The organism is Duganella alba (genome assembly GCF_009674495.1).
Lineage (GTDB): Bacteria > Pseudomonadota > Gammaproteobacteria > Burkholderiales > Burkholderiaceae_D > Rugamonas > Rugamonas alba.
The window spans coordinates 59354-81473 of the sequence record NZ_WKJN01000030.1 but is presented as its reverse complement, the minus strand read 5'-3'; the positions used below and the strand labels follow the sequence as shown (position 1 = coordinate 81473).

23 protein-coding genes are annotated in these 22120 nt (G+C 62.2%); 14 read left to right on the top strand and 9 right to left on the bottom strand.

The window, feature by feature from the left end:
* Positions 1 to 400: 400 nt before the first annotated feature.
* The 3 genes from GJ695_RS23675 (at position 401) to GJ695_RS23665 (ending at position 3782) form a co-directional block, all read left to right on the top strand.
* Positions 401 to 1729, top strand: a complete 1329-nt coding sequence (locus GJ695_RS23675; protein WP_154369147.1) for a sensor histidine kinase — start codon at positions 401 to 403, stop codon at positions 1727 to 1729.
* Between the two features lie 57 nt (positions 1730 to 1786).
* Positions 1787 to 2554 (top strand): LytR/AlgR family response regulator transcription factor, encoded by a 768-nt coding sequence (locus GJ695_RS23670; protein WP_154359464.1) that lies wholly within the window; start codon positions 1787 to 1789, stop codon positions 2552 to 2554.
* A gap of 70 nt (positions 2555 to 2624) precedes the next feature.
* Entirely contained in the window at positions 2625 to 3782 is a 1158-nt protein-coding gene (locus GJ695_RS23665) for a sensor histidine kinase (protein ID WP_154369145.1), read from the top strand.
* 6 nt (positions 3783 to 3788) lie between these two features.
* Here GJ695_RS23665 and GJ695_RS23660 read toward each other — a convergent pair whose 3' ends face one another.
* From GJ695_RS23660 to GJ695_RS23650, 3 genes are all read right to left on the bottom strand, one after another.
* Complete coding sequence (locus tag GJ695_RS23660; RefSeq protein ID WP_503826183.1) at positions 3789 to 4874, bottom strand: porin; 1086 nt, start codon at positions 4872 to 4874, stop codon at positions 3789 to 3791.
* Positions 4875 to 5039: 165 nt separating this feature from the next.
* Positions 5040 to 5693 carry a class I SAM-dependent methyltransferase gene (locus GJ695_RS23655; protein ID WP_154359466.1) on the bottom strand — a complete coding sequence of 218 codons (654 nt, stop codon included), beginning with the start codon at positions 5691 to 5693 and terminating at the stop codon, positions 5040 to 5042.
* A gap of 14 nt (positions 5694 to 5707) precedes the next feature.
* Positions 5708 to 6649 (bottom strand): CysB family HTH-type transcriptional regulator, encoded by a 942-nt coding sequence (locus GJ695_RS23650; protein ID WP_154369143.1) that lies wholly within the window; start codon positions 6647 to 6649, stop codon positions 5708 to 5710.
* 153 nt (positions 6650 to 6802) lie between these two features.
* On the opposite strand from GJ695_RS23650, the gene GJ695_RS23645 reads away from it, so the two are divergent.
* The 8 genes from GJ695_RS23645 to GJ695_RS23610 are packed head-to-tail and all read left to right on the top strand — an operon-like array spanning position 6803 to position 14339.
* Complete coding sequence (locus GJ695_RS23645; protein WP_154369141.1) at positions 6803 to 8497, top strand: nitrite/sulfite reductase; 1695 nt, start codon at positions 6803 to 6805, stop codon at positions 8495 to 8497.
* The gene (locus GJ695_RS23640) at positions 8490 to 9074 is read left to right on the top strand and encodes a DUF934 domain-containing protein (RefSeq protein ID WP_154369139.1); all 585 of its coding nucleotides are present in this window, start codon (positions 8490 to 8492) and stop codon (positions 9072 to 9074) included. Before GJ695_RS23645 ends, GJ695_RS23640 begins: the two co-directional genes overlap by 8 nt.
* An 11-nt stretch (positions 9075 to 9085) precedes the next feature.
* Complete coding sequence (locus GJ695_RS23635) at positions 9086 to 9802, top strand: phosphoadenylyl-sulfate reductase (protein ID WP_154369137.1); 717 nt, start codon at positions 9086 to 9088, stop codon at positions 9800 to 9802.
* A gap of 10 nt (positions 9803 to 9812) precedes the next feature.
* On the top strand, positions 9813 to 10742 hold the full coding sequence (gene cysD / locus GJ695_RS23630; protein WP_154359471.1) for a sulfate adenylyltransferase subunit CysD: 930 nt from the start codon (positions 9813 to 9815) through the stop codon (positions 10740 to 10742).
* The gene (locus GJ695_RS23625; protein ID WP_154369135.1) at positions 10742 to 12034 is read left to right on the top strand and encodes a sulfate adenylyltransferase subunit 1; all 1293 of its coding nucleotides are present in this window, start codon (positions 10742 to 10744) and stop codon (positions 12032 to 12034) included. The genes cysD and GJ695_RS23625 overlap by 1 nt, the downstream gene beginning before the upstream one ends.
* Positions 12035 to 12038: 4 nt before the next feature.
* Positions 12039 to 12800 (top strand): uroporphyrinogen-III C-methyltransferase, encoded by a 762-nt coding sequence (gene cobA / locus GJ695_RS23620; RefSeq protein WP_154369133.1) that lies wholly within the window; start codon positions 12039 to 12041, stop codon positions 12798 to 12800.
* 49 nt (positions 12801 to 12849) lie between these two features.
* The gene (locus GJ695_RS23615) at positions 12850 to 13572 is read left to right on the top strand and encodes a hypothetical protein (RefSeq protein WP_154369131.1); all 723 of its coding nucleotides are present in this window, start codon (positions 12850 to 12852) and stop codon (positions 13570 to 13572) included.
* Positions 13572 to 14339: a glutaminyl-peptide cyclotransferase gene (locus tag GJ695_RS23610; RefSeq protein ID WP_166455312.1), complete on the top strand. Its 768-nt coding sequence runs from the start codon at positions 13572 to 13574 to the stop codon at positions 14337 to 14339. Before GJ695_RS23615 ends, GJ695_RS23610 begins: the two co-directional genes overlap by 1 nt.
* On the opposite strand, the gene GJ695_RS23605 is transcribed toward GJ695_RS23610, so the two are convergent.
* Complete coding sequence (locus GJ695_RS23605) at positions 14323 to 15174, bottom strand: LysR family transcriptional regulator (RefSeq protein ID WP_154369130.1); 852 nt, start codon at positions 15172 to 15174, stop codon at positions 14323 to 14325. The two genes, GJ695_RS23610 and GJ695_RS23605, sit on opposite strands and share 17 nt — an antisense overlap.
* Before the next feature lie 91 nt (positions 15175 to 15265).
* Here GJ695_RS23605 and GJ695_RS23600 point away from each other — a divergent pair, with 91 nt between their 5' ends.
* Positions 15266 to 15757, top strand: coding sequence for a lipocalin-like domain-containing protein (locus GJ695_RS23600; protein WP_154369128.1), 492 nt, complete (start codon positions 15266 to 15268; stop codon positions 15755 to 15757).
* On the opposite strand, the gene GJ695_RS23595 is transcribed toward GJ695_RS23600, so the two are convergent.
* From GJ695_RS23595 to lptF, 3 genes are read right to left on the bottom strand one after another with little or no spacing between them, the layout of a single operon-like run.
* The gene (locus GJ695_RS23595) at positions 15734 to 16123 is read right to left on the bottom strand and encodes a sirohydrochlorin chelatase (protein WP_154369127.1); all 390 of its coding nucleotides are present in this window, start codon (positions 16121 to 16123) and stop codon (positions 15734 to 15736) included. The genes GJ695_RS23600 and GJ695_RS23595 overlap by 24 nt on opposite strands.
* Entirely contained in the window at positions 16124 to 17293 is a 1170-nt protein-coding gene (gene lptG / locus GJ695_RS23590) for an LPS export ABC transporter permease LptG (protein ID WP_154369125.1), read from the bottom strand.
* A gap of 4 nt (positions 17294 to 17297) precedes the next feature.
* Positions 17298 to 18389 carry an LPS export ABC transporter permease LptF gene (lptF, locus tag GJ695_RS23585; protein WP_229260618.1) on the bottom strand — a complete coding sequence of 364 codons (1092 nt, stop codon included), beginning with the start codon at positions 18387 to 18389 and terminating at the stop codon, positions 17298 to 17300.
* Between the two features lie 115 nt (positions 18390 to 18504).
* Between lptF and GJ695_RS23580 the strand changes: the two genes are divergently transcribed.
* Positions 18505 to 19998 carry a leucyl aminopeptidase gene (locus GJ695_RS23580; protein WP_154369121.1) on the top strand — a complete coding sequence of 498 codons (1494 nt, stop codon included), beginning with the start codon at positions 18505 to 18507 and terminating at the stop codon, positions 19996 to 19998.
* Between the two features lies 1 nt (position 19999).
* Here the strand turns inward: GJ695_RS23580 and GJ695_RS23575 are convergent, their stop codons facing one another.
* Positions 20000 to 20443: a hypothetical protein gene (locus GJ695_RS23575; RefSeq protein WP_229260617.1), complete on the bottom strand. Its 444-nt coding sequence runs from the start codon at positions 20441 to 20443 to the stop codon at positions 20000 to 20002.
* 88 nt (positions 20444 to 20531) lie between these two features.
* Positions 20532 to 20942, bottom strand: coding sequence for a phiTE_015 family protein (locus tag GJ695_RS23570; protein ID WP_154369119.1), 411 nt, complete (start codon positions 20940 to 20942; stop codon positions 20532 to 20534).
* A gap of 400 nt (positions 20943 to 21342) precedes the next feature.
* On the opposite strand from GJ695_RS23570, the gene xth reads away from it, so the two are divergent.
* Positions 21343 to 22107 (top strand): exodeoxyribonuclease III, encoded by a 765-nt coding sequence (gene xth / locus GJ695_RS23565; protein ID WP_154369117.1) that lies wholly within the window; start codon positions 21343 to 21345, stop codon positions 22105 to 22107.
* Positions 22108 to 22120 lie beyond the last annotated feature (13 nt).

Sequence of the window (22120 nt, the reverse complement as noted above, 5' to 3'; positions counted from 1 at the left end):
ACTAACAGTATTACTCTTAGTACTTCTTGTGGAGCATTTAATGCTTTTAGTTTCGCGGCACCGAAGTACCGCGTGCACTTGCATCAAACGCCCACATTTATCGACTGTAAATTTTTAAAGATCTTGTATTGCATGCTGACAAATCGTTTTGTCCGTCAGCGAAGAAGCGAGATTATGAAGCATTTGATTTATCTCGTCAACCCCTCGTTTTTCTTCGTTTCGCTTTACAGCGTTGCGTTGTTTTCGCGAGGGACCGAACTATAGCAACGCCACCGCCGTTTGGCAAGCAATTCCTTGCAACTTGCCGTCCACTCCCCATTTCTTGCAGACTGTCGCAATCGCATGGCATCTATATGGGATGCTCGTTACACTTGCCTCATGTTAAGAGTGAAAGCCGTTCATGTTTCCTACGCCTAAAGTGCAAGACACCCTGAAAACCGCCGGCAGCTGGCTGCACCGCGGTTTCGACGCCACCGCCACCTGGGTGACCCAGCTGTCGTGGTGGAAGTTCCTGGTGTTTGCCATCCTGATGCTGATTGCCGGCTCCATCCTGCAGGACGAACTGTTTTCATCGAATCCGGTTCAGGAGGAGATCGACCAGAGCCGCTCAAGCAAGCGTAAAAATCCCGACACCAATATCCGCATCGACGACAGCGGCATTCACTTCAGCCAGCGCGGCAAGATCCGCAACAAGAACAGCGACGACAGCAGCGCACCAGCCGCCACGCCCGAAGCCCCTGAAGCGCCGGAAGCACCCGAGGCGCCTGAAACTCCCGCCGCGCCGGAAGCGCCCGTCAAGCCGGCCAAGCCTGCGAAACCCGCCAAGGGCGCCGCCTCGGTGCCGGCCCTGCCCACGCTGCCGGGCGACGAAGTCCACATCGACCTGCCGCCGCAAATCGGCGAGGAACTGTCCAACGCCATTGAAGAAGCCGTCGACGACGCGGCCGAGCAGAAAGTGGCCCGCTACCACGGCCAGGCCTCCACCTGGTTCAAAAGCTTTGTCACGTTGCTGGTGCTGGCACTGTTCGCCACCAAGTTCCTGATGGGCAGCAAGAAACGCGCCGAGGCGGAGACCCAGACCGCCAACGCCGCCGCCGAACGCGAATCCATGCAGCGCCAGCTCAGCGAAGCAAAGATGCAAACGATGCAGGCCCAGGTCGAGCCGCACTTCCTGTTCAACACGCTGGCCTCGGTGGAACACCTGATCGAAACCGACCCGCCGCGCGCCGCCGCCATGCAGCGCAGCCTGATCAAATACCTGCGGGCGGTGCTGCCGCAAATGCGCGACAACGCGCTGGTCACCAACCTGGGCCGCGAGGCCGACATGGTGGAGGCCTACCTCAACCTGCTGAAAATGCGCATGGAAGAACGCCTGACGGTAGAGCTGGACGTGCCGGACGGCCTGCGCACCGCCGCCTTCCCGCCGATGATGCTGCAATCGATGGTGGAAAACGCCATCAAGCACGGCCTGGAAGGCAAGCCCGAAGGCGGCACGCTGAAGGTGCGCGCCGACGTCGCCCACAACAAGCTGCGCGTCATCGTCACCGACAACGGCCTCGGTTTCGGCGCCAAGCCCAGCGACGGCACCGGCCTGGGCCTGACCAATATCCGTGAGCGCCTGAAATTGCTGCACGGCGACCAGGGCCAGCTGCTGATCGCCGCCAACAGCCCGAGCGGAGTCATCGTCACCATCGAAGTGCCCTACCAGCTGGCGAAAAAATCATCGTGATTGCTTATTCACGCAATTCGTTGAATAATAATTTAAACAATCTTACACACCCGAACAATGCCTACAGCAATCATTGCAGATGACGAACGTTTGATGCGCGACCAATTGCGCATGCGCCTGGGCCAGGTCTGGCCCGAGCTGGACATTATTGGCGAGGCCAAGAACGGCGACGAGGCGATCGAACTGGTCGACCAGCTCAAGCCGGACTTCACCTTCCTCGACATCCGCATGCCGGGCAAGACCGGCATGGAAGCGGCCGCCGTCATCGGCAACAAGAGCAATATCGTGTTCGTGACCGCCTACGACGCCTACGCCGTGGAAGCCTTCGAGCGCGGCGCCATCGACTATGTGCTCAAGCCGCCGGAGCCGGAACGCCTGCAGGTCACGGTCGACCGTCTCAAGACGCGCCTGAGCAAGCCGGCCGCCGCCACCGACGTCAGCGCCAGCGTCACCGCCATGCTGGCGCAGCTGACCGAGAAGATCGCCGCGCCGAAACCGGCCCACCTGCAATGGATCCAGGCCAGCATCGGCCAGGACCTGCGCATGATTCCGGTCGAGGAAATCCTGTTCTTCCGTTCCGACGAAAAATACACCTGCGTGCAGACCGAGAAATACGAAGCGCTGATCCGCAAGCCGGTGCGCGACCTCGCCGAGGAACTGGACCCTGCCCTGTTCTGGCAGATCCACCGCGCCACGCTGGTCAACGTCAACGCCATCGAGGGCGTGACACGCGATATCCGCGGCCGCCACCTGGTGATGATCAAGGGCCGCTCCGACAAGCTGGAAGTGAGCCGCAGCTTCCTGCATCTCTTCAAGCAGATGTAAATCAAATCGCCTCAACCGTGCCTGCTTTAGTGTGACTCCACGCGGTCCTTTGGCCGCAGGGAGGCACACCATGGGCCGTCGCATCCAAGCACTGTTAATCCTGTCCGCGCTGGCGGTGACCAGCCGCCTGTCGTGGCGCATGGGCTGGTCCTGCGCGCGCTCCGCCGCCATGGCCAAGCGCAGCCGGGGCATCATCCAGCACGCCACCGACGCCATCATCTCCACCGACGAGCGCCAGCACATTCTCCAGGTTAATCCATCGGCCGCCGCCATGTTCGGCACCACGGTGCAGGCCATGCAGGGATCGCCGCTGCAGCGCTACATTCCGCGCGACCAGCGCCAGCGGTCGGACAACGGCGCCACCCAGTATTTCGGTCACACCGGCATCCGCATGCGCATGAAAGGCCGGCGCACCAGCGACTACGCGGTGACGGGCCTGAAAGCCACCGGCCAGCACTTCCCGCTGGAAGGCACGATTTCCTCGCTAAACGAGAACGGCACCCACATCTACACCATCATCCTGCGCGACATCACCGAACGCAAACAGGTGCAGGAACAGCTGGAGCAATCGTACTCGCAACTGCGCGAACTGTCGGCGGCGCTGCAGACCATCCGCGAGGAAGAGCGCAAGCACATCGCGCGCGAGCTGCACGACGACCTGGGACAGTTGCTGGCCACGCTGCGCGGCGACCTCGGGCTGCTGCAGCGCCACAGCGTCAACAGCGCGGCCGCGCGCAAGCTGCAGGCCGGCATGGATGAATTGTTGATGACGGCGATCACGTCGCTGCGGCGCATCGCCGGCAACCTGCGGCCACGCGCGCTGGATGAGGGAGGATTGTATTTTGCGCTGGAAAGCCTGCGCCAGGAATTTGTCGAGCGCAACAACATCGGCTGCACGCTGGATGCCAGTGAGGAGGAACTGGCGCTCGATGACGCCTACAGCACGGCCATCTTCCGCATCGTGCAGGAAGCGCTGACCAACATCGCCCGTCACGCGCAGGCGCGCACGGTGGCGTTGTCGCTGTACCGGCAGGATGCCACCCTGCACATCACGATACACGACGACGGCCGCGGCATTGCCGAAAAGGACATGGACAAGGCATCGTCCTTCGGCCTGATCGGCATGCGCGAACGCGTCTGGGCACTGCATGGCGATATCGCCATCGTCAGCGACGGCGGCACGCGGATCATGATCCGCCTGCCGCTGCCGCCGCCGGAAACTGCCTAGACCAGCTTAGAACGAGTGGCGGATGCCGGCGTTGAATGCTTTATCGCCAGTACCAGCTTCGTTGTTGTTACCCACGGTGTAGCCAGCGCCGTTTTTGTTTTTGATCTTGGCGTAAGCCAGGTACACGCCGGTACGCTTCGACAGGTTGTACAGGTAGCCCAGTGCCCACTGATCGGCGTCCTGGTTGTTGACCGTCTTGTCGTTTTTACGGATGTACGACGCCATGATGGTGCCCGAACCGACCGGGATCTGCGCGCCAACCAGCACTTCGTTGCTGTCGGTGCTAGGCTTTGGCGCCACGGTGTAGCCGAAGGCGTTGGCGGTTGGCAGCACGGCGCTGTTCACGCCCTTGTCCGCGCCGTAGGCGAAGTAGGCCTTGACGACCTGGAAGTCGTAGTTGGCGGCGAACATGGTGTTGCGGCCGGTGTCCTGCACTTTGGCAGGCGTGGTGCCGACAGCAGCGGTGTCGTTGTTTTTGTTGTTGTACACCAGACGCGCGTTCAGCGGGCCTTGTGCGTAGTTCAGGCCAAAGCCGAACTGACGGCCGGCGGTGGTGCTGCCTGGCTGTTCGCCCAGGGCGTACAGGGCGTCGGCGCTGAAGCCGCTCATGGTCGGGGTCGAGTACACCAGCGCGTTGCTGACGCGGGTGTTGGCGCCGGCCGATGGGAACAGGTTCTTGATGGTGCCGGCATAGCCAGCGCCGAACGGGTCGGCGACCTGGCTTTGTGCCAGGTACAGTGGGGTGTATTGACGACCGATGGTCAGTTGGCCGGCGTCCTTGCTTTTCAGGCCGACGAAGGCTTGACGGTTGAAGATGGTGTTGGTGCTGTCCAGCGAGCCATCATCGGCCTTGAAGCCGGTTTCCAGTTGGAAGATGGCCGACAGACCGTTGCCCAGGTCTTCGGTGCCGCGGAAGCCCAGACGGGACTGGCCGCCGATGCCGCTGGTAACTTTGGTCACGTTGCCTGCCACGCCACCGCGCTCGCTGACGATACCGGCGTCCACCAGGCCGTAGATGGTCACGTTCGATTGAGCTTGGGCTTGCGCTGCGAAGCCGCCGATGATCATTGCTGCCAGAGTAAGTTTTTTCACTTGATGTTCTCTACTTGAGGTTGAAGAAAAGATGCGTTGCTGATCCACGGCGAGAATCATGCCTATCAATTACTTCAACAATGTGACATCGCTAATTTGTTGTAAATCGACATCATCGGGGAGAAAAAAAAGCCGCGCGAGGCGGCTTTTCGATTACTAGCGGCATTACTTGAGGCGGCAGCTCAACAAATAGTAGTACTCCAGCCGTTCGACGCGGATCTGGCGCGCGTGGTTGGTGAAGCGCTTGCGCAGCGTGCTGTCGGTCAGGTAGTTCTTCATGATCTCGTAGCGCTGGCCGTCGTCGGCGGTCAGGATCTGGTAGGTGTTGCCTTCCGCATCGGTGCGGGCGATCACCATCGAGTTGCCATCGACATACGATTCGTCGAGGAATACCACCAGGATGTCCTTGCCCAGCTTGGCGCGCAGGGTTTTCAGGAAGCTGTCGTACTGCTCGCGCGGCACGTGGCTCCACAGGCCGGCGGCAAACACGGCGGTGTACTGGCCTTCCAGGCCGTCCGGCAGGTTGAAGGCGTCCATCTGGCCGAAGGTGACGATGTCCTCGTCCAGGCCGCGCGTTTCCGCCAGGTCCAGCATTTCCTGCGAAATATCGGTGGCGTAGACCGACTCGGCGGTTTCAGCGATCAGGTCGGTCCAGTACGCGGTGCCGCAGGCCAGCTCCAGCACCTTGTGGCCGGTGAACAGCTCGGCCACCATCTCTTGCAGATCATCCAGGTCGTCGAAGCGCTCTTCCTGCGCGTAGACCTGGTCATAGTTGTCCGCGTTGACGGCGTAATATTGTGTCAACTGGTTGGTAATCATGTTGATGCTTTCTTTTATAGTTCGTAGTTCTCTTTTTCACCGCTCATGGCCTGTTCGATCAACTTGCGGTTGAGCGTAGGCGTCAGCAGTTCAATAAAGGTGTAAATATAGCTGCGCAGATAAGCGCCCTGCTTGACCGCCACCCGCGACACGTTCATGCCGAACAGGTGCCCCACCGGGATGGCGCGCAGGTTCTTGTCGCGCTCGGCGTCGAAGGCCATGCCCGCTATGATACCAATCCCCATGCCCAACTCCACATAAGTCTTGATGACATCGGCGTCGATGGCTTCCAGCAGCACGTCCAGCTTCAGGCCGCGCAGGGAAAACGCGTGGTCGATCTTGCTGCGGCCGGCAAAGGCGCCATCATACGTGATGATCGGAAAAGCCGCGATCTCTTCCAGCGTCGGCTGTCTGGTGCGCAGCAGCGGATGGTCGGGCGGCACCACCACCACGTGCTCCCATTGATAGCATGGCAATGTTACCAATCCGGTCACGCCGGCGATCGATTCGGTGGCGATGCACAGGTCGGCCTGGTCGCGCTGCACCATCTCGGCGATCTGCTGTGGGTTGCCCTGCAATAAAGACAGGCGCACCTTGGGGAACTTGACCATGAAGGCCTGCACCACCTTCGGCAGCGTGTAGCGCGCCTGGGTGTGGGTGGTGGCGATGGTGAAGCTGCCGCTGTCCTGCGCCGCGTATTCCTTGCCGATGCGCTTGAGGCTGTCGATCTCCTGCATGATCAGCTCCACCGACGACAGCACCAGCCGCCCCGGCTCGGTCAAGCCACGGATGCGCTTGCCGTGGCGGGTGAAGATGTCGACCCCCAACTCCTCTTCCAGCTCGATAATCGCCTTGGACACCCCCGGCTGCGAGGTGAACAGCGCCTTGGCGGCGTCCGTCAAATTGTAGTTCTGGCGTACTGCTTCGCGCACAAAGCGCAGTTGATGAAGGTTCATTGCAGGTCTTGGCCCATCTTAAAATTTTTAGCGTCCATGCTTATGCCCAATCCTTATATAAGCAAATAAAGACTAAGTCGTATGGAATAAAGACGAAGTTTATTACTATTAGGCCTAGTTTGGGGAATCAGCGACTATCCAGGAAGAATATACATGTATCAATACGACCAATACGACCACCTCATCGTCCGTGAGCGCATCGCCCAGTACCGCGACCAGGTACGCCGCCGCCTCGCCGATGAGCTGACCGAAGCCGAATTCCTGCCGCTGCGCCTGCAAAACGGCCTGTACCTGCAGCGGCACGCCTACATGTTGCGCATCGCCGTGCCGTACGGCCTGCTGGCGAGCAAGCAGATGCGCATGTTCGGCCATATCGCCCGCAAGTACGACCGCGGCTATGGTCACTTCACCACCCGTCAAAACATTCAGTTTAACTGGGTTGAGCTGGAACAGACCCCGGACATCCTGACCGACCTGGCCTCGGTGGAGATGCACGCCATCCAGACTTCCGGCAACTGCATCCGCAACACCACCTCCGATCCGTATGCCGGCGTGGCCGCCGACGAGATCATCGATCCGCGTCCCTACGCCGAGGTGCTGCGCCAGTGGTCGACCTTCCACCCGGAATTCCTGGCGCTGCCGCGCAAATTCAAGGTCGCCATCAACGGCGCCCTGGAAGACCGCGCCGCCATCGCCATCCACGACATCGGCCTGACCGTGGTGCGCAACGAAGCCGGCGAAGTCGGTTTCAAATTCATGGCCGGCGGCGGCATGGGCCGCACGCCGATCATCGGCAGCGTGATCCGCGAATTCCTGCCGTGGCAGCACCTGCTGACCTACACCGAAGCCGTGATGCGCGTGTATAACCAGTACGGCCGCCGCGACAACAAATACAAGGCCCGCATCAAGATCCTGCTGAAAGCCGTGGGTGTGGAGGAATTCACCCGCCAGGTCGAGGAGGAATGGGTCGACCTGAAAGACGGCCCTGAAACCCTGACCGTGGAAGAGATGCAGCGCGTGATCGACTACTTCCAGCCGCCTGCCTACAAGCAGCTGGCAGACACCGACGTGGTCGCCGAGCAGGCCGGCAACAAGGCCTTCGCCAACTGGGTCAGCCGCAACGTCAAGCCGCACAAGCAACCTGGCTACGCCGCCGTGGTGCTGTCGCTGAAGAAAACCGGCGTGCCGCCGGGCGACGCCACCGCCGAGCAGATGGACTTCATGGCCGACCTGTCGGACCGCTACAGCTTCGGCGAACTGCGCGTGACCCACGAACAGAACGTGGTGCTGGCCGACGTCGAACAGGCGCAGTTGTTCGCGCTGTGGCAGGAAGCCAAGGCGCACGGCCTGGCGACGCCGAACATCGGCCTGCTGACCGACATGATCTGCTGCCCTGGCGGCGACTTCTGCTCGCTGGCCAACGCCAAGTCGCTGCCGATCGCCGCCGCCATTTCGGAACGCTTCGAGAACCTCGACTACCAGCACGACATCGGCGAGATCGAACTGAATATCTCGGGCTGCATCAACGCCTGCGGCCACCACCACGTCGGCAGCATCGGCGTGCTGGGCGTCGACAAGGACGGCAGCGAATGGTATCAGGTGTCGATCGGCGGCGCGCAAGGCAACCACGCCGCCATCGGCAAGATCATCGGCCCGTCGTTCTCCGCGCTGCAAATGCCGGAAGTGATCGACCGCCTGCTGCAGGTCTACCTGCGCGACCGTTTTGAAGACGAATCGTTTGCCGCCTGCGTGCAGCGCATCGGCGTCGCCCCGTTCAAGGAATTTGTGTACGCCACGCCGATCGCTGAAAAAGGCGGCCGCCTGGTGGGAGAGGATGAATATGTCTGAAGTGAAGAACCTGATTATCAAGGGCCGCGAAGTCGTCGAGGATGACTGGCAGGTGCTGCGCCTGGCCGAACCGGTTGACGGCGCGCCGCCGCACGATCCGGCCACCGTGTCCGTCCCGGCCGGCAAATTCATCGTGCCGCAAAGCCTGTGGCTGGTGCAGCGCGAACTGCTGGCCGCGCGTGCCAACGCCGGCGAGATCGGCGTCTGGATCGCCAGCGACGAGCGTCCGGAAGCAATCAAGGACGACCTGTCCCGCTTCCCGGTGGTGGCTGTCGACTTCCCGAAATTTACCGACGGCCGCGGTTACTCGATTGCCTACAACCTGCGCACCCGCCTGGGCTGGACCGGCGAACTGCGCGCCATCGGCGACGTGTTGCGCGACCAGCTGTTCTCGATGCAGCGCGTGGGCTTCAACGCCTACTCGGTGCGGTCCGACCGCGACGTGCACGACGCATTGAAAGGCCTGTCCGATTTCTCCGAAACCTACCAGGCGTCGGTCGACCAGAAAGTGCCGCTGTTCCGCCGCTTCGCGCGTCCCGCGCCGGCGAGCGTCAACAACGACGGCGCCGGTATCTGATTGGAGCAGTGATGAGTGACCTGAGCAAGCTGATTGCGGACACGCGCGCCACGCTGTCCCGCATCGCCAGCGACTTTACCCCGGCCGTCTTCGCCTCCTCACTGGCGGCGGAAGACATGGTGCTGACCGATTTGATCCTGAAGGGCCGGTACGACATCGGCATCTTCTCGCTCGAAACCGGCCGCCTGCACAAGGAAACGCTGGCCATGCTGGACAAGGTGAAGGCGCATTACGGCTACGAGATCGCGGTGTTCAAGCCGCAGACCGAAGCGGTGGACGCCTACGTCGCGCAGAATGGCCTGAACGCCTTTTACGACAGCGTCGAGATGCGCAAGGAATGCTGCCGCATCCGCAAGGTCGAGCCGCTGGGCCGCGCTTTGCTGGGCAAGAAGGCCTGGGTCACCGGCCAGCGCCGCGCGCAGGCCGCCACCCGCGGCTCGCTGATGGTGGAGGAAGACGATGCGGCGCACTTCATGACCAAGTTTAATCCGCTGGCCGATTGGTCGGAGGAGGATGTGTGGCACTACATCCGCGACAACAACGTGCCTTACAACGCGCTGCACGATCAAGGTTATCCGTCGATCGGCTGCGAGCCGTGTACCCGCGCCATCGAACCAGGCGAGGATGTCCGCGCCGGCCGCTGGTGGTGGGAGAACCCGGAATCGAAAGAGTGCGGCCTGCACGTCGTCGACGGCAAACTGATACGCATTAAATCTGTTGCAGCTTGAAAGAGATCCAATGAACGCTTTAGTAGAAAACAACGTGCACGTAAACGCGCGCCACCTCGACGCTCTGGAGTCCGAAGCGATCCACATCATGCGCGAAGTAGCGGCCGAATGCAGCAACCCTGCCCTGCTGTTCTCGGGCGGTAAAGACTCGGTGGTCCTGCTGCGCATCGCGGAGAAGGCTTTCCGCCCCGGCAAATTTCCGTTCCCGCTGGTGCACGTCGATACCGGCCACAATTTTGAGGAAGTCATCACCTTCCGCGACAAGCGCGTGGCCGAACTGGGCGAACGTCTGATCGTCGGCTCGGTGGAAGAATCGATCCGCAAGGGCACGGTGCGCCTGCGTAATCCGCAAACCGATTCGCGCAACGCCGCGCAGGCGGTGACGCTGCTGGAAACCATCGCCGAACATGGCTTCGACGCCTGCATCGGCGGCGCCCGCCGCGACGAAGAGAAGGCCCGCGCCAAGGAGCGCATCTTCTCCTTCCGCGACGAATTCGGCCAATGGGACCCGAAATCGCAACGTCCGGAACTATGGGATCTGTATAACACCCGCGTTCATCCCGGCGAAAACATGCGCGTTTTCCCGATCTCGAACTGGACCGAGCTGGATGTGTGGCAGTACATCGCACGCGAAAAGCTGGAACTGCCACCGATCTACTTCGCCCACGAACGCAAGGTCATTCCGCGCAACGGCCTGCTGGTGCCGCTGACCGACCTGACGCCGGCGCGCGAAGGCGAAACCGTCGAAACGCAGGTGGTGCGCTTCCGCACCGTGGGCGATATCTCCTGCACCTGCCCGGTGTCCTCGGACGCGGCCACGGTGGACCAGATCATCGCGGAGACCGCGATCACCCAGGTGACCGAGCGCGGCGCCACCCGCATGGACGACCAGACGTCCGAAGCATCGATGGAAAAACGTAAAAAAGCAGGATACTTCTAATGAGCACTAATACCAACGAGCGCGGACTGCTGCGCTTCATCACCGCCGGTTCCGTCGATGACGGCAAGTCCACCCTGATCGGCCGCCTGCTGTTCGACAGCAAAGGCATTTTTGCCGACCAGCTGGACGCCATGTCGCGCTCCAAGCACAAGCGCACCGTCGGCGACACCGTCGACCTGTCGCTGCTGACCGACGGCCTGGAAGCCGAACGCGAACAAGGCATCACCATCGACGTGGCCTACCGCTACTTCGCCACGCCGAAGCGCAAGTTCATCATCGCCGACACGCCGGGCCACGAGCAGTACACCCGCAACATGGTGACCGGCGCCTCGACCGCCGACGCGGTCATCATCCTGGTCGATGTATCGAAAGTGAAGCTGCGCGAGGACGGCGGCGTCGATCTGCTGATCCAGACCAAGCGCCACTCGACCATCGCCCACCTGCTGCAGATCGAGCACGTGATCGTGGCCGTCAACAAGATGGACCTGGTGAACTACGACCAGGGCATCTACGACCGCATCGTCAAGGCATACGGCGAATTCGCCGCCAGCCTGGGACTGAAGGACATCACGCCGATTCCGCTGTCCGCCCTGACCGGCGACAACGTGGTGGAAAAGAGCGAGAAGCTGGACTGGTATCAGGGCCCGACGCTGATCGAGCTGCTGGAATCGCTGTCGGTGTACGACGAATCGCACGATGCGCCGTTCCGCTTCCCGGTGCAGCTGGTGGCGCGCCACAACGGCCACGAAGCCAATGACTTCCGCGGCTACATGGGCCGCATCGAAGCCGGCAAGGTGTCGGTGGGCGACAAGCTGGTGGTGCAGCCTTCGGGCCAGAGCGCGACAGTGAAGGACATCCTGACGCTGGAAGGTTCGCACCAGTCGGCGGTGGTGGGCCAGTCGATCACGCTGCTGCTGAACGAATACCTGGACATCTCGCGCGGCGACCTGCTGGCCAGCGCCGAGCAGCCGGCCACCCAGCTGAAACAGCTGCAGGCCGACGTCTGCTGGATGTCCGACGAGCCGCTGGACCAGCGCCGCAAGTACTGGATCAAGCACGGCACCAAGCAGACTTCCGCCAAGGTGACGGCGATCGAGTCCCTGCTGGACATCAACACCCAGCAGCGCCACGGCGCCGAAGGACTGAAGCTGAACGACATCGCGCGCATCGGCCTGACCGTGCAGCAGCCGCTGGCGGCCGACGCCTACAGCGACATCCGCGCCACCGGCGCCTTCATCCTGATCGACGAGGTGACGCACCAGACCGTCGCCGCAGGCATGATCCGCCTGTAACGCCATGCCGGCACTCGGGAAGGTGTATTTGATCGGCGCCGGCCCCGGCGCCCAGGACTTGATCACCGTACGCGGCGCGCGCCTGCTGGCGCAAGCCGACATCGTGCTGCACGACGCACTGGTGACGCCCGAGATGCTGGAACTGTGCCCGCAGGCGGAAAAAATCTCCGTCGGCAAGCGCAGCGGCCAGCGTTCGGTGGCGCAGCAGCTCATCAACCAGCAGCTGGTGGAAGCCGCCGGCCGCGCGTCGCTGGTGGTGCGGCTCAAGGGCGGCGACCCGATGCTGTTCGGCCGCGCCGACGAAGAGCTGCGCGCGCTGGAAGAAGCCGGCATCGCCGTCGAAGTCGTCCCCGGCATCACCACCGCCGTCGCGGCGGCGGCGGCCACCCGGCAGCCGCTGACCAAACGCGGCGTGGCCCGCAGCGTCGCCTTTTTCACCTCGTCCACCGCGCCGGAACATGCGGACCACGATGCCATTCCCGAAACCGACACGCTGGTGCAGTACATGGGCGGCCGCGAAGCCATCGCCACCGCCGAGCGCCTGCTGGCGCACGGCCACGCGCCGGACAAGCCGGTGGTGGTGATCGAAAACGTCAGCCGCGCCGACCAGCAAATCCACCGCATCGACATCGCCCGCCTGGCGCAAGGCCTCGGCACGCCACATGGCCCGGTGCTGGTGATGATAGGCGAAGCAATGCGCGCGCGTCCGCATCAGCGCTTCAATACAGAGAGTAGCGGCCCAATAGCTACCCAACTCCGCGCCTGACTTCCCTCTTTCGGTATTAAAATGTCCACTCCTATCACAAGAGGTTGCAATGGACACTGTTCAACGACTGGAACGCGCCTGGAGCGCCCACGCCGCCGGCGAATTTGACGCCGCGCTGGCGGATTACGTCTGGCTGTTCGACGCCACCGCCCAAGATCCCGCCACCGCCTCGCTGCGGCTGTCCTACGTGCTGTCTTCGTGGGCCAGGCTGGCGAGCGAACACCTGCCGGCGCGCCGCGCGCTGGTCGAGCTGCGCGACCGCCTGACGGCGCAGCTGCTGGCCGCGCCGGCCGACGCCGGCCTGTTCAACGATATCCACATCCTCAACGACAAGCTGGGCGACTTGCAGCATACCTATCACCTGTTCCAGCGCCTGCCTGAGCCGCTGGCGCAGCAGGTGGGACTGGCCGCGCTGCGCTCGATCATGGTCTGCGGCGACTTCGCGCTGGCGCGCCGCTACCTGCCCGATCCCGAGCAGCACCTGGCGCAAGCGGCGGCCAACCTGAATCAGCTGAAGAACAATATCAACGCGCTGACCAACGAAGGCATCGCCGAACTGCTGGCCGACGTGTACAACTACATCATCGAAGTGTCGCTGGTACTGGACTTGCTAGACGGCTGCGGCGATACTGCTGCGTCGGAGCGCGCCCGCCGCCAGGCTGTGGATCTGGTGCAGGCGCCCGAAGCGCGCGCCTGCGTGCAAGCGGAGCTGGCAGCTCCCGGCACCACGCTGGACGCCATGGTTGAACTACAAAATTCGGTGACTGCATAGTGAAAAAGATTGTCGCGCAAGCCCTCCTCCTCTCCGCCCTGTGGCCGGTCGTCGCGTCGGCCGCCCTGCCCACCTACGATTTCAAGGTGGTGCGCAGCTATCCGCACGATACGCAGGCCTTCACCGAAGGCCTGCTGTACCGCGACGGCTTCCTGTACGAGAGCACCGGCTTGAGCGGCAAGTCGTCGATCCGCAAGGTAAACCTGGAGACCGGCAAGGTCTTGCAGAGCAAGGACATCCCGCCGCAGTACTTCGGCGAGGGCCTAACGGCCTGGGGCGACACCCTGGTGGGCCTGACCTGGCAGACGCAGACCGGCTTCGTGTTCGACCTGAAAACCTTCGAGCTGAAAAACCAGTTCGCCTATCCCGGCGAAGGCTGGGGCCTCTCTCAGAACGGCAAGGAACTGGTGATGAGCGACGGCACCGCCACGCTGCGCTTCCTCGATCCGAAAACCTTCCTGGAAGTTCGCCGCGTAAAGGTGACGGCGGACGGCATCGCCGTGGACCAGCTCAACGAACTGGAAGTGGTGGACGGCGAAATCTTCGCCAACATCTGGCACACCAACACCATCGCCCGCATCGACCAGAACACCGGCAAGATCACCGGCTGGATTGATTTCAGCAAGCTGTATCCGGAAGCCGGCAAAGGCCCGAACGGCGAAAACGTCATGAACGGCATCGCTTACGACGCCGAGAAAAAACGCCTGTTCGTCACCGGCAAGCTCTGGCCGAAGATCTACGAAGTCAAGATCATCCCACGGAAGTAAACAGCGCGATGATCTCGTCGGCGACGGCGCGCACCGGCGCCGCGCGGCGCACGTCTTCATGCATCACTATCCACAGCTTGCGCTTGATCGGGCATAGCGGCGCTTCGATCTCCACCAGTCCCGCCAGCGGAAAATAATCCGGCAGCACCGCCACGCCGCTGCCCGCCAGCGTGGCCTGGTACAAGGTGCCAAGGTCGTTGGCGCGCATATAGCAGCGCCGCGTGCCTCGTATCTTTTCCAGCCATTGATGCTGCGGCGCGTGCTGCAGCAATTCGTCATAGCCCAGGAACTCCCACTGCTCCGGCGAGCGCGAGGCCAGGTAGGCTTCGGTGGCGCACAGCCGGTAGGTCACCGTCGCCACGCTGCGCACCGCCAGCCCCGGCGCCGTGGGACGCGTGTAGCGCAGCGCGATGTCCGATTCGCGCCGCATCAGATCCGTCACGCGCAATTCGGCGCGCAGATCCAGTTCGATGCCCGGCAGCCGGTGCAGCGCCGGCGGCAAGCGCGGCGCCAGCACCCAGGCAGTCACCGCCGGCGGCGCCGACACGCGCACCTTGCCGGTCAGCGCCGTGGTGCCGCTGGCTTCGCGCATCAAGCCGTGCAGGCTCTCTTCCATCTTGCGCGCGTGCGGCACCAGCGCCTTGCCGGCCGCCGTCAGCGACCAGCCTTTCGGAAAACGGTCGAACAGCTTGACCGCGAGCTTCTCCTCCAGCGCGTCGATGCGCCGCGCCACGGTGGTGTGCTCGACGCCGGCCGCGCGCGCGGCGCCCGACAGCGTACCGGCGTCGTGCAGGGCAAGGAAGAAGCGCAGGTCGTCCCAGTTAGGTTGGCTCATTGTGCAATTATGCACACATTGCGCGCATGTTTTGCTAATTTTGCGCAGATGGAATCGCCGCTATCGTGTCCTTATTTGAAAGGAAGATGCGATGAAACTGTTGAACCGCCTGTTTTGCCTGATGATGTGGGTGCCCGCGCACCAGGCCGCGATGGCCGCCCAGCCCTTTGCGCTGGCCGGCACCTGGAAGCTGGTCGCCGCCGACCGCCTGCAAGCGGATGGAACGCGCGTGCACGACTACGGCGAAGCACCCAGCGGCGTGATGATGATCGACACCGACGGCCGCTACTCGGTGCAGATCTACCAGCGGGAACGGCCGCGCTTTGCCGGCGGCGACAAGAAGTCCGGCACGCCGCAGGAATTCCGCGCCGCCGTCGAAGGATCGAGCACGCACTTCGGCCGGCTGGCCATCGACGAGCCTTCGCGCACGCTGACCTTCATCATCGAGAGCGCCGGCTTTGCAAACTGGGAAGGCACGCGGCAGGAGCGCCGCTATGAATTGAAGGGGGATGAACTGAGCTACCGCGTGCCGGCGCGGCCGGACGGGCAGGTGCCGCTGTCAGTCTGGCGACGGATGCCCTAGCGCGTTGACGCAGTAGTCGGACAGCGCATTGAGCACCGCTTCGTTCTCGCCGGCCGCCTCCACCACGGTGATGGCGGCTTGCGGATGGGCGGCGCGCAGCTCGTCGACCATCAACGGCAGGTCGCGCAGCACATGGCCGCCCTGTCCGAGGAACACCGGCACCACGGTGATGTCGCTGACGCCATCGGCGATCAGCGCCGCCGTCACCTCCGGCAGGCGTGGCTGCATCAGCTCCAGAAACGCCAGCACCACGCGCACGCCCGGCTGGCGCGCCTGCGTCAGGTCGCGCAGCCGTTCGAACGGCGCCGCCCACGACGCCGCGCGGGCGCCATGCGCAAACAGAATCAGTGCACGTTGTTGACTCATCTAGTGCCGCTCCACCCACCACAAGGCCCATAGCGCCAGCAGCAGGAACAACAAACTCGGCGCAACCGCCGTCATGATCGCCGGCCAGGTGCTCAGCAGGCCGAGGTGCGAGAACAGCGTATTCACCAGCAGGAAGCTCACGCCTATCATAATGCCGACGAAGATTTTCAGGCTCACGCCACCGCTCCGCGTGTGCAGGTAGCCGAACGGCAGGGCCAGCGCCATCAGCACGAAGATGGCCAGCGGATCGAACAGTTTCTTCCAGAAGGCGATCTTGAAGCGCTCCGTCTCCTGCTTGTTCTCCTGCAGGTGGCGGGTGTACACGGCCAGCTCATTGGCGGACATGCGCTCCGGATCGGAACCGGCCACCGCCAGGATCTTCGGCGTGATCTCCGACAGCAGATCCTTGGTGGCGCTGTGGCGGGTTTCGATCATGCTCGATTCCTGCGCAAAGTTATTTTCAAGATTGGCTTCCGCGCCCGGCTTGAGCAGTTGCGGATTGCTGAACAGGTTTTCCGTCACATCGCTCAGCAGCCACTTGTTATTGCCCTGGAAGGTGCCGGTCTTGGCCAGCGTGATGGAGCGCAGGCGGAAACTGGTGTCGAACTCGTACAGCTTGACGTCGATCAGCGTGCCGTCCGGACGCACTTGGCGCACGTTGAAAAAGCGCGAGCCGATGACGGTGCCGGTCATGCCGTCGGACTTGACGATATCCTTGGTCCACAGACCGGAGCGGAACTCCGACGAAATGGCCGCGCCACGGGCGCTCAGCTTGATCTTGTCGGCCAGCGGCGCGGTGCGCGGTGCAATCAGTTCGCCGAAGATGAAGGTGATAATCACCAGCACCAGGCCGATCTTGGCCAGCATCCACGCCACCATGCCGGTCGACATGCTGGACGCGCGCATGATGGTGAATTCCGACGTGGCCGCAAACTGCGCCATGGTGTAGATGGTGCCGATCAGCGCCGCCAGCGGCATCACTTCATACACGTGGGCCGGCAGCTGCACCAGCACATACAGGAAGGCGTACTGGATCTCGTAGCCGTTCTTGCCGACCGACGGCAGTTCGCCGGTCAGGTCCATGAAGGCTTGCAGCGCCAGGAACGCCACCAGCACAAAGGCCACCGCTTGCAGAATCGAGACTGCGAAATAGCGTTGCAGGATTTTCATGCGATCAGTCTTTCTTGTTGCGCGAACGCTTGTACGCGGCCACCAGCGCCATCGGGTGGTAGCGGTGATTCAGGTTCAACCGCCATGCGAACAGGCCGACCACGGTCAGCAACGCCAGCAAATGCAGCGGCCACCACGACAGCGCGAAGCTGTCCTTGCCCTGCTTGACGCTGGCCTCCACCAGCTTGACGAAGTTGTTATAGCTGAAGAACACCAGCAGCGCGATGATCAGATTGGCCGAGCTGCCCGCGCGCGGATTGACGAAGCCCAGCGGCACCGCCAGCAGGATCAGCACCAGGCAGGTGAGCGGCTGCGCCATGCGCCACAGCAGTTCGGCGCGCGAGACGGGATCGGTTTTCTGCAGCAGCTCCATGGTCGGCAGGGCCACCGCGTCGCGGTCGGCGTCGAGATCCTGCGTCTGCTGCGTCACGCGCATGCTGTAGCTGTCGAATTCCATGGTCTGGAAGTCCGATTGGCCTGGCGTGCCCTGGTAGCGGCGGCCGTTCTTCAGCACCAGATAGCGCTCGCCTTTCGGTCCGTTGTTGACCACGCCCTCGCGCGCGACGATGACGGCGGTGCCGTGTTCATCGACCGTGTTGACGAACACGTTCTGCACCACGGCCGTCTTGCCGGCCACGCCCTCGACGAAGAAGATGCGGTTGGCCGACGCCGATTCCTTGAACTGGCCGGGCGAGACCTTCTGCAGGTCTTCGCGCTTCTCGAAGCGCTCCACGTACTCCAGGCTTTTCTGCTTGGCCCATGGCGTAGCGACGAAACTCAGGCCGGCGGTGATCAGCACCAGCGGCAGGCCGAAGGTCAGCACCGGACCTATCCAGCGCGTCAGGCTCAGGCCCGAGGCGAACCACACCACCATTTCGGAATCGCGGTAGGTCCGCGTGACCACCATCAGCACCGAAATAAAGCTGGTGAGGATGACGAGAGTTGGCAGATAATTCAGCACGGCGAAAGCGATCAGCGCGATCACGTCACTGGAGGCGGCCTTGCCGCCGGCGGCCTTGCCGAGAACACCGATCAGTGTCCAGGTGACGCTAATGCTGAACAACACGGTGAAGCTGGCGCCGGCGGCACTGGCCATTTCTCGTCGTAGGGCGCGTTGAAATATCATTGAAGATTATAATTCGGTAGTTTGGCCCATATATACGCTATACGGGACCACAAGTTTTAAGTACGTACACGACACGGAGAATCAAATGGACTTTAGCATAAAAGCATTCGACACAAAAAACACCATCGCTACGGCCAAAGCCGGCGTCATCGCCGTCGCGGTCTTCGAGAACAAAAAGCTGTCGCAAGCTGCCAAGGCGCTGGACGGCGCTGGTGAAATCACGGCTGCGCTGAAGTCCGGCGACATCACCGGCAAAACCGGCACCACCCTGCTGCTGCGCGGCGTCAAAGGCGCCAGCGCCGAACGCGTGCTGCTGGTCGGCCTGGGCAGCGATGAAGCGGTCAGCGAGAAAAGCTTTGCCGGCGGCGTGGCTGCGGCGCTGAAAGTCTTCGCCACCCTGGGCACGAGCGACGCTATTATCGCACTGCCGGCGACCGAAGTGAAAGAGCGCGACGTGAATTGGGCGATCCGCTGCGTGGTGCAGAGCGCGCACGAGTCGGTGTTCCGCACCGATGGCCAGAAGAGCAAGAAAGATCCGGCGCCTGCCGGCGTGAAGAAAATCGCCCTGGCCGTGCCGGCCAACGCCGAGACCAAGACCGCGCTGGCGCAAGCCATCGCCATCGCCAACGGCATGGACCTGACCAAGGAACTGGGCAACCTGTCGGCCAACGTCTGCACCCCGACCTACCTGGCCAACACCGCCAAGAAACTGGGCAAGGACTACAAGTTCGACGTGGAAGTGCTGGACCGCAAACAGCTGGAAGCGCTGAAAATGAACAGCTTCCTGTCCGTCACCAACGGCAGCGAGCAGCCGCCGAAGTTCATCATCCTCAAGCACATGGGCGGCAAGGCCAAGGATGCGCCGGTGGTGCTGGTCGGTAAAGGCATCACCTTCGACACCGGCGGCATTTCGCTGAAGGCCGGTCCTGGCATGGACGAGATGAAGTACGACATGGGCGGCGCCGCCTCGGTGCTGGGCACCTTCCGCGCCATCGGCGAGATGAACCTGAAGCTGAACGTGATCGGCGTGATCGCCGCCTGCGAGAACATGCCGTCGGGCCGCGCCACCAAGCCGGGCGACATCGTCACCTCGATGAACGGTCTGACCATCGAAATCCTGAACACCGATGCCGAAGGCCGCCTGGTGCTGTGCGATGCGCTGGCTTATGCCGAGCGCTTCAACCCGGCCGCCGTGATCGACATCGCCACGCTGACCGGCGCCTGCATCGTCGCCCTGGGCCACCACAAGAGCGGCCTGTTCACGCGCGACGACGAGGTCCACAACAAGCTGGCCGACGAGATCATGGCTGCGGGTAAAAACGCCGGCGACACCGCCTGGCGCCTGCCGATCGGCGAAGAGTACAACGAGCAGTTGAAGTCCAACTTCGCGGATCTGGCCAACATCGGCACGCCGGGCGGCGCGTCGTGCACGGCTGCTGCGTTCCTGGAAAACTTCACCCGCAAATACACCTGGGCGCACCTGGATATCGCCGGCACCGCGTGGAAATCGGGCGGCGCGAAAGGCGCTACCGGCCGTCCGGTGCCGCTGCTGTCGAACTTCCTGATCGGCCGCGCTTAATTCAGAACAGGGTCACGCCGGCCGCCGGCGCTGGCCCTTCTTCTTTTTCCTGCGCGGGATGCATGACAACGGTCAGCGTGGCCGGATAGTCATAGCCCGCGCCGGTATTCTTGTCGACGATGTAGCCGACACCCGCCGTCAGCGCCAGATTCCCCCACAGGTTGCCGTCCACCTTGGACTCGACCTTCTCATACGCCCAGCCCTTGTCCGCCTTCTGGCAATCAATGCGCAGCGGTCCCGCGCTCTTGCGCAGCGTCACGCGGCCCGGCGTGGTGACAAACCATTTGCCGACGTCGTTATACAGCACGCAGCCGACGCCCGCGATCTCGCGGTGATCGAGCACGGTTTGCACCAGCACGCTTTGTTCGGTGGATTCGGTCAGAGAGGCGCAACCAGCCATGGCGGCCAGGAGCGCAATTACCGCAGCGGCGGGGCGGAGATACATGGTCTGTCTCTATTCAATGGAGTCAGACCAGTGTAGCAGCCCGCCGGTGCTTTTATTTGCTTGATCAAGCGGCGTAAAGCCTTGCACTTTACGCGTTGTGACGGTCCGCAGTGCGCACGGCGACAGGCTGCTCGGCCTGCTCTTCCTGCTTCTTCTTCAGACCCTGAACCACCTTCAGGATGTCGTCCATGCCGCGCTCACCGCCCAGCGTGGAGAAGGCATCCAGCACTTCGTTCAGCACCTGATTGCGCACGGCGGCTTCGTCAGGATTGATCGCTGGCGGACGCTGCACGGCGGCAGCCGCGCGCTTCTCGGCGGCGGCGGCTTCCTTCTGCGCGGCGGTTTTACGGCCGCCCGGCGTTTTGCCATGTTCCAGCGCCGCTTGCCAGATCACCCAGCGGCGTTGCGTTTCGAAGACCAGGTACTCGTCTGGCTTGTCTTCACGGCGACGTACGATATGGCCGTCGCGCTGTGCCCATGCCTCAAATGCAGTTCGCATTTTTTATTCCTTTGTAAATGCGCCAGGCGCGATTCACTGTAAATTCCACAAGTAATTTCCGTATAGTATCATTTATTGCGCCATCACAACACAAAAAGATACTTAAATTACGCTTAGTCGATTGCTAGACGGAAACACAAGTTTTCCAAGCCGTTTTCGCTAGTATATTTCTATTTTGCTTATTTTGTCTCGTCCTTAGGTTATATTTTGATAACTAGGAGACAGTATTGGCAATCTTTTTGCGATTTCACACATTTTGCAACATTCTAGGGCCTGCACCGTACTTGGGAAAGGGTTTTTCATGTTTTTTCATAAAACTTTGCAAGTTGATACTGGATGTGTTAAATCCGCGATGCTGTAAGATGCTAGTTACTAGAACCCGCACGAAAGCAACCCTGCCATGAAAATAGCTACCTGGAATGTTAACTCTTTGAACGTAAGACTGCCGCACGTTATGAAGTGGCTAGAGGAAAACCCCACTGATGTGCTAGCGATCCAGGAAACAAAATTAACCGACGACAAGTTCCCGCTGGCGCAACTGGAAGCGGCCGGCTATCACGTCGCCTACACCGGGCAAAAAACCTATAACGGCGTGGCCCTGATCTCGCGCCTGCCGATCCACGACATCGTCAAGAACAACCCCAAATTCGACGATCCGCAGCAGCGCATCATCGCCGGCACCGTCGACGGCGTGCGCGTGGTGTGCGCCTATGTGCCCAACGGCCAGGCGGTCGGTTCCGACAAATTCGAGTACAAGATGGCCTGGCTGAACGCCTTCCACGACTGGATCGCCGAACAGGCGGCCGCCTATCCGCAACTGGCCGTGGTGGGTGACTACAACATCGCGCCGGAAGACCGCGACGTGCACGACCCGGCCGCCTGGGAAGGCATGGTCCATGTGTCCGAGCCGGAGCGCGCGCAGCTCAAGCGCCTGCTGGACCTCGGCCTGACCGACGCCTTCCGCATGTTCGAGCAGCCGGAAAAGTCATATAGCTGGTGGGACTATCGCGGCCTGGGCTTCCGCCTCAACAAGGGCCTGCGCATCGACCACCTGCTGCTGTCCGATGCGCTGAAACAGCGCTGCACCGCCTGCGTCATCGACCGCGTGCCGCGCAAATGGGAACAACCGTCCGACCACACGCCGGTGATCGCCACCTTCAGCTGATAATTAAACGCTG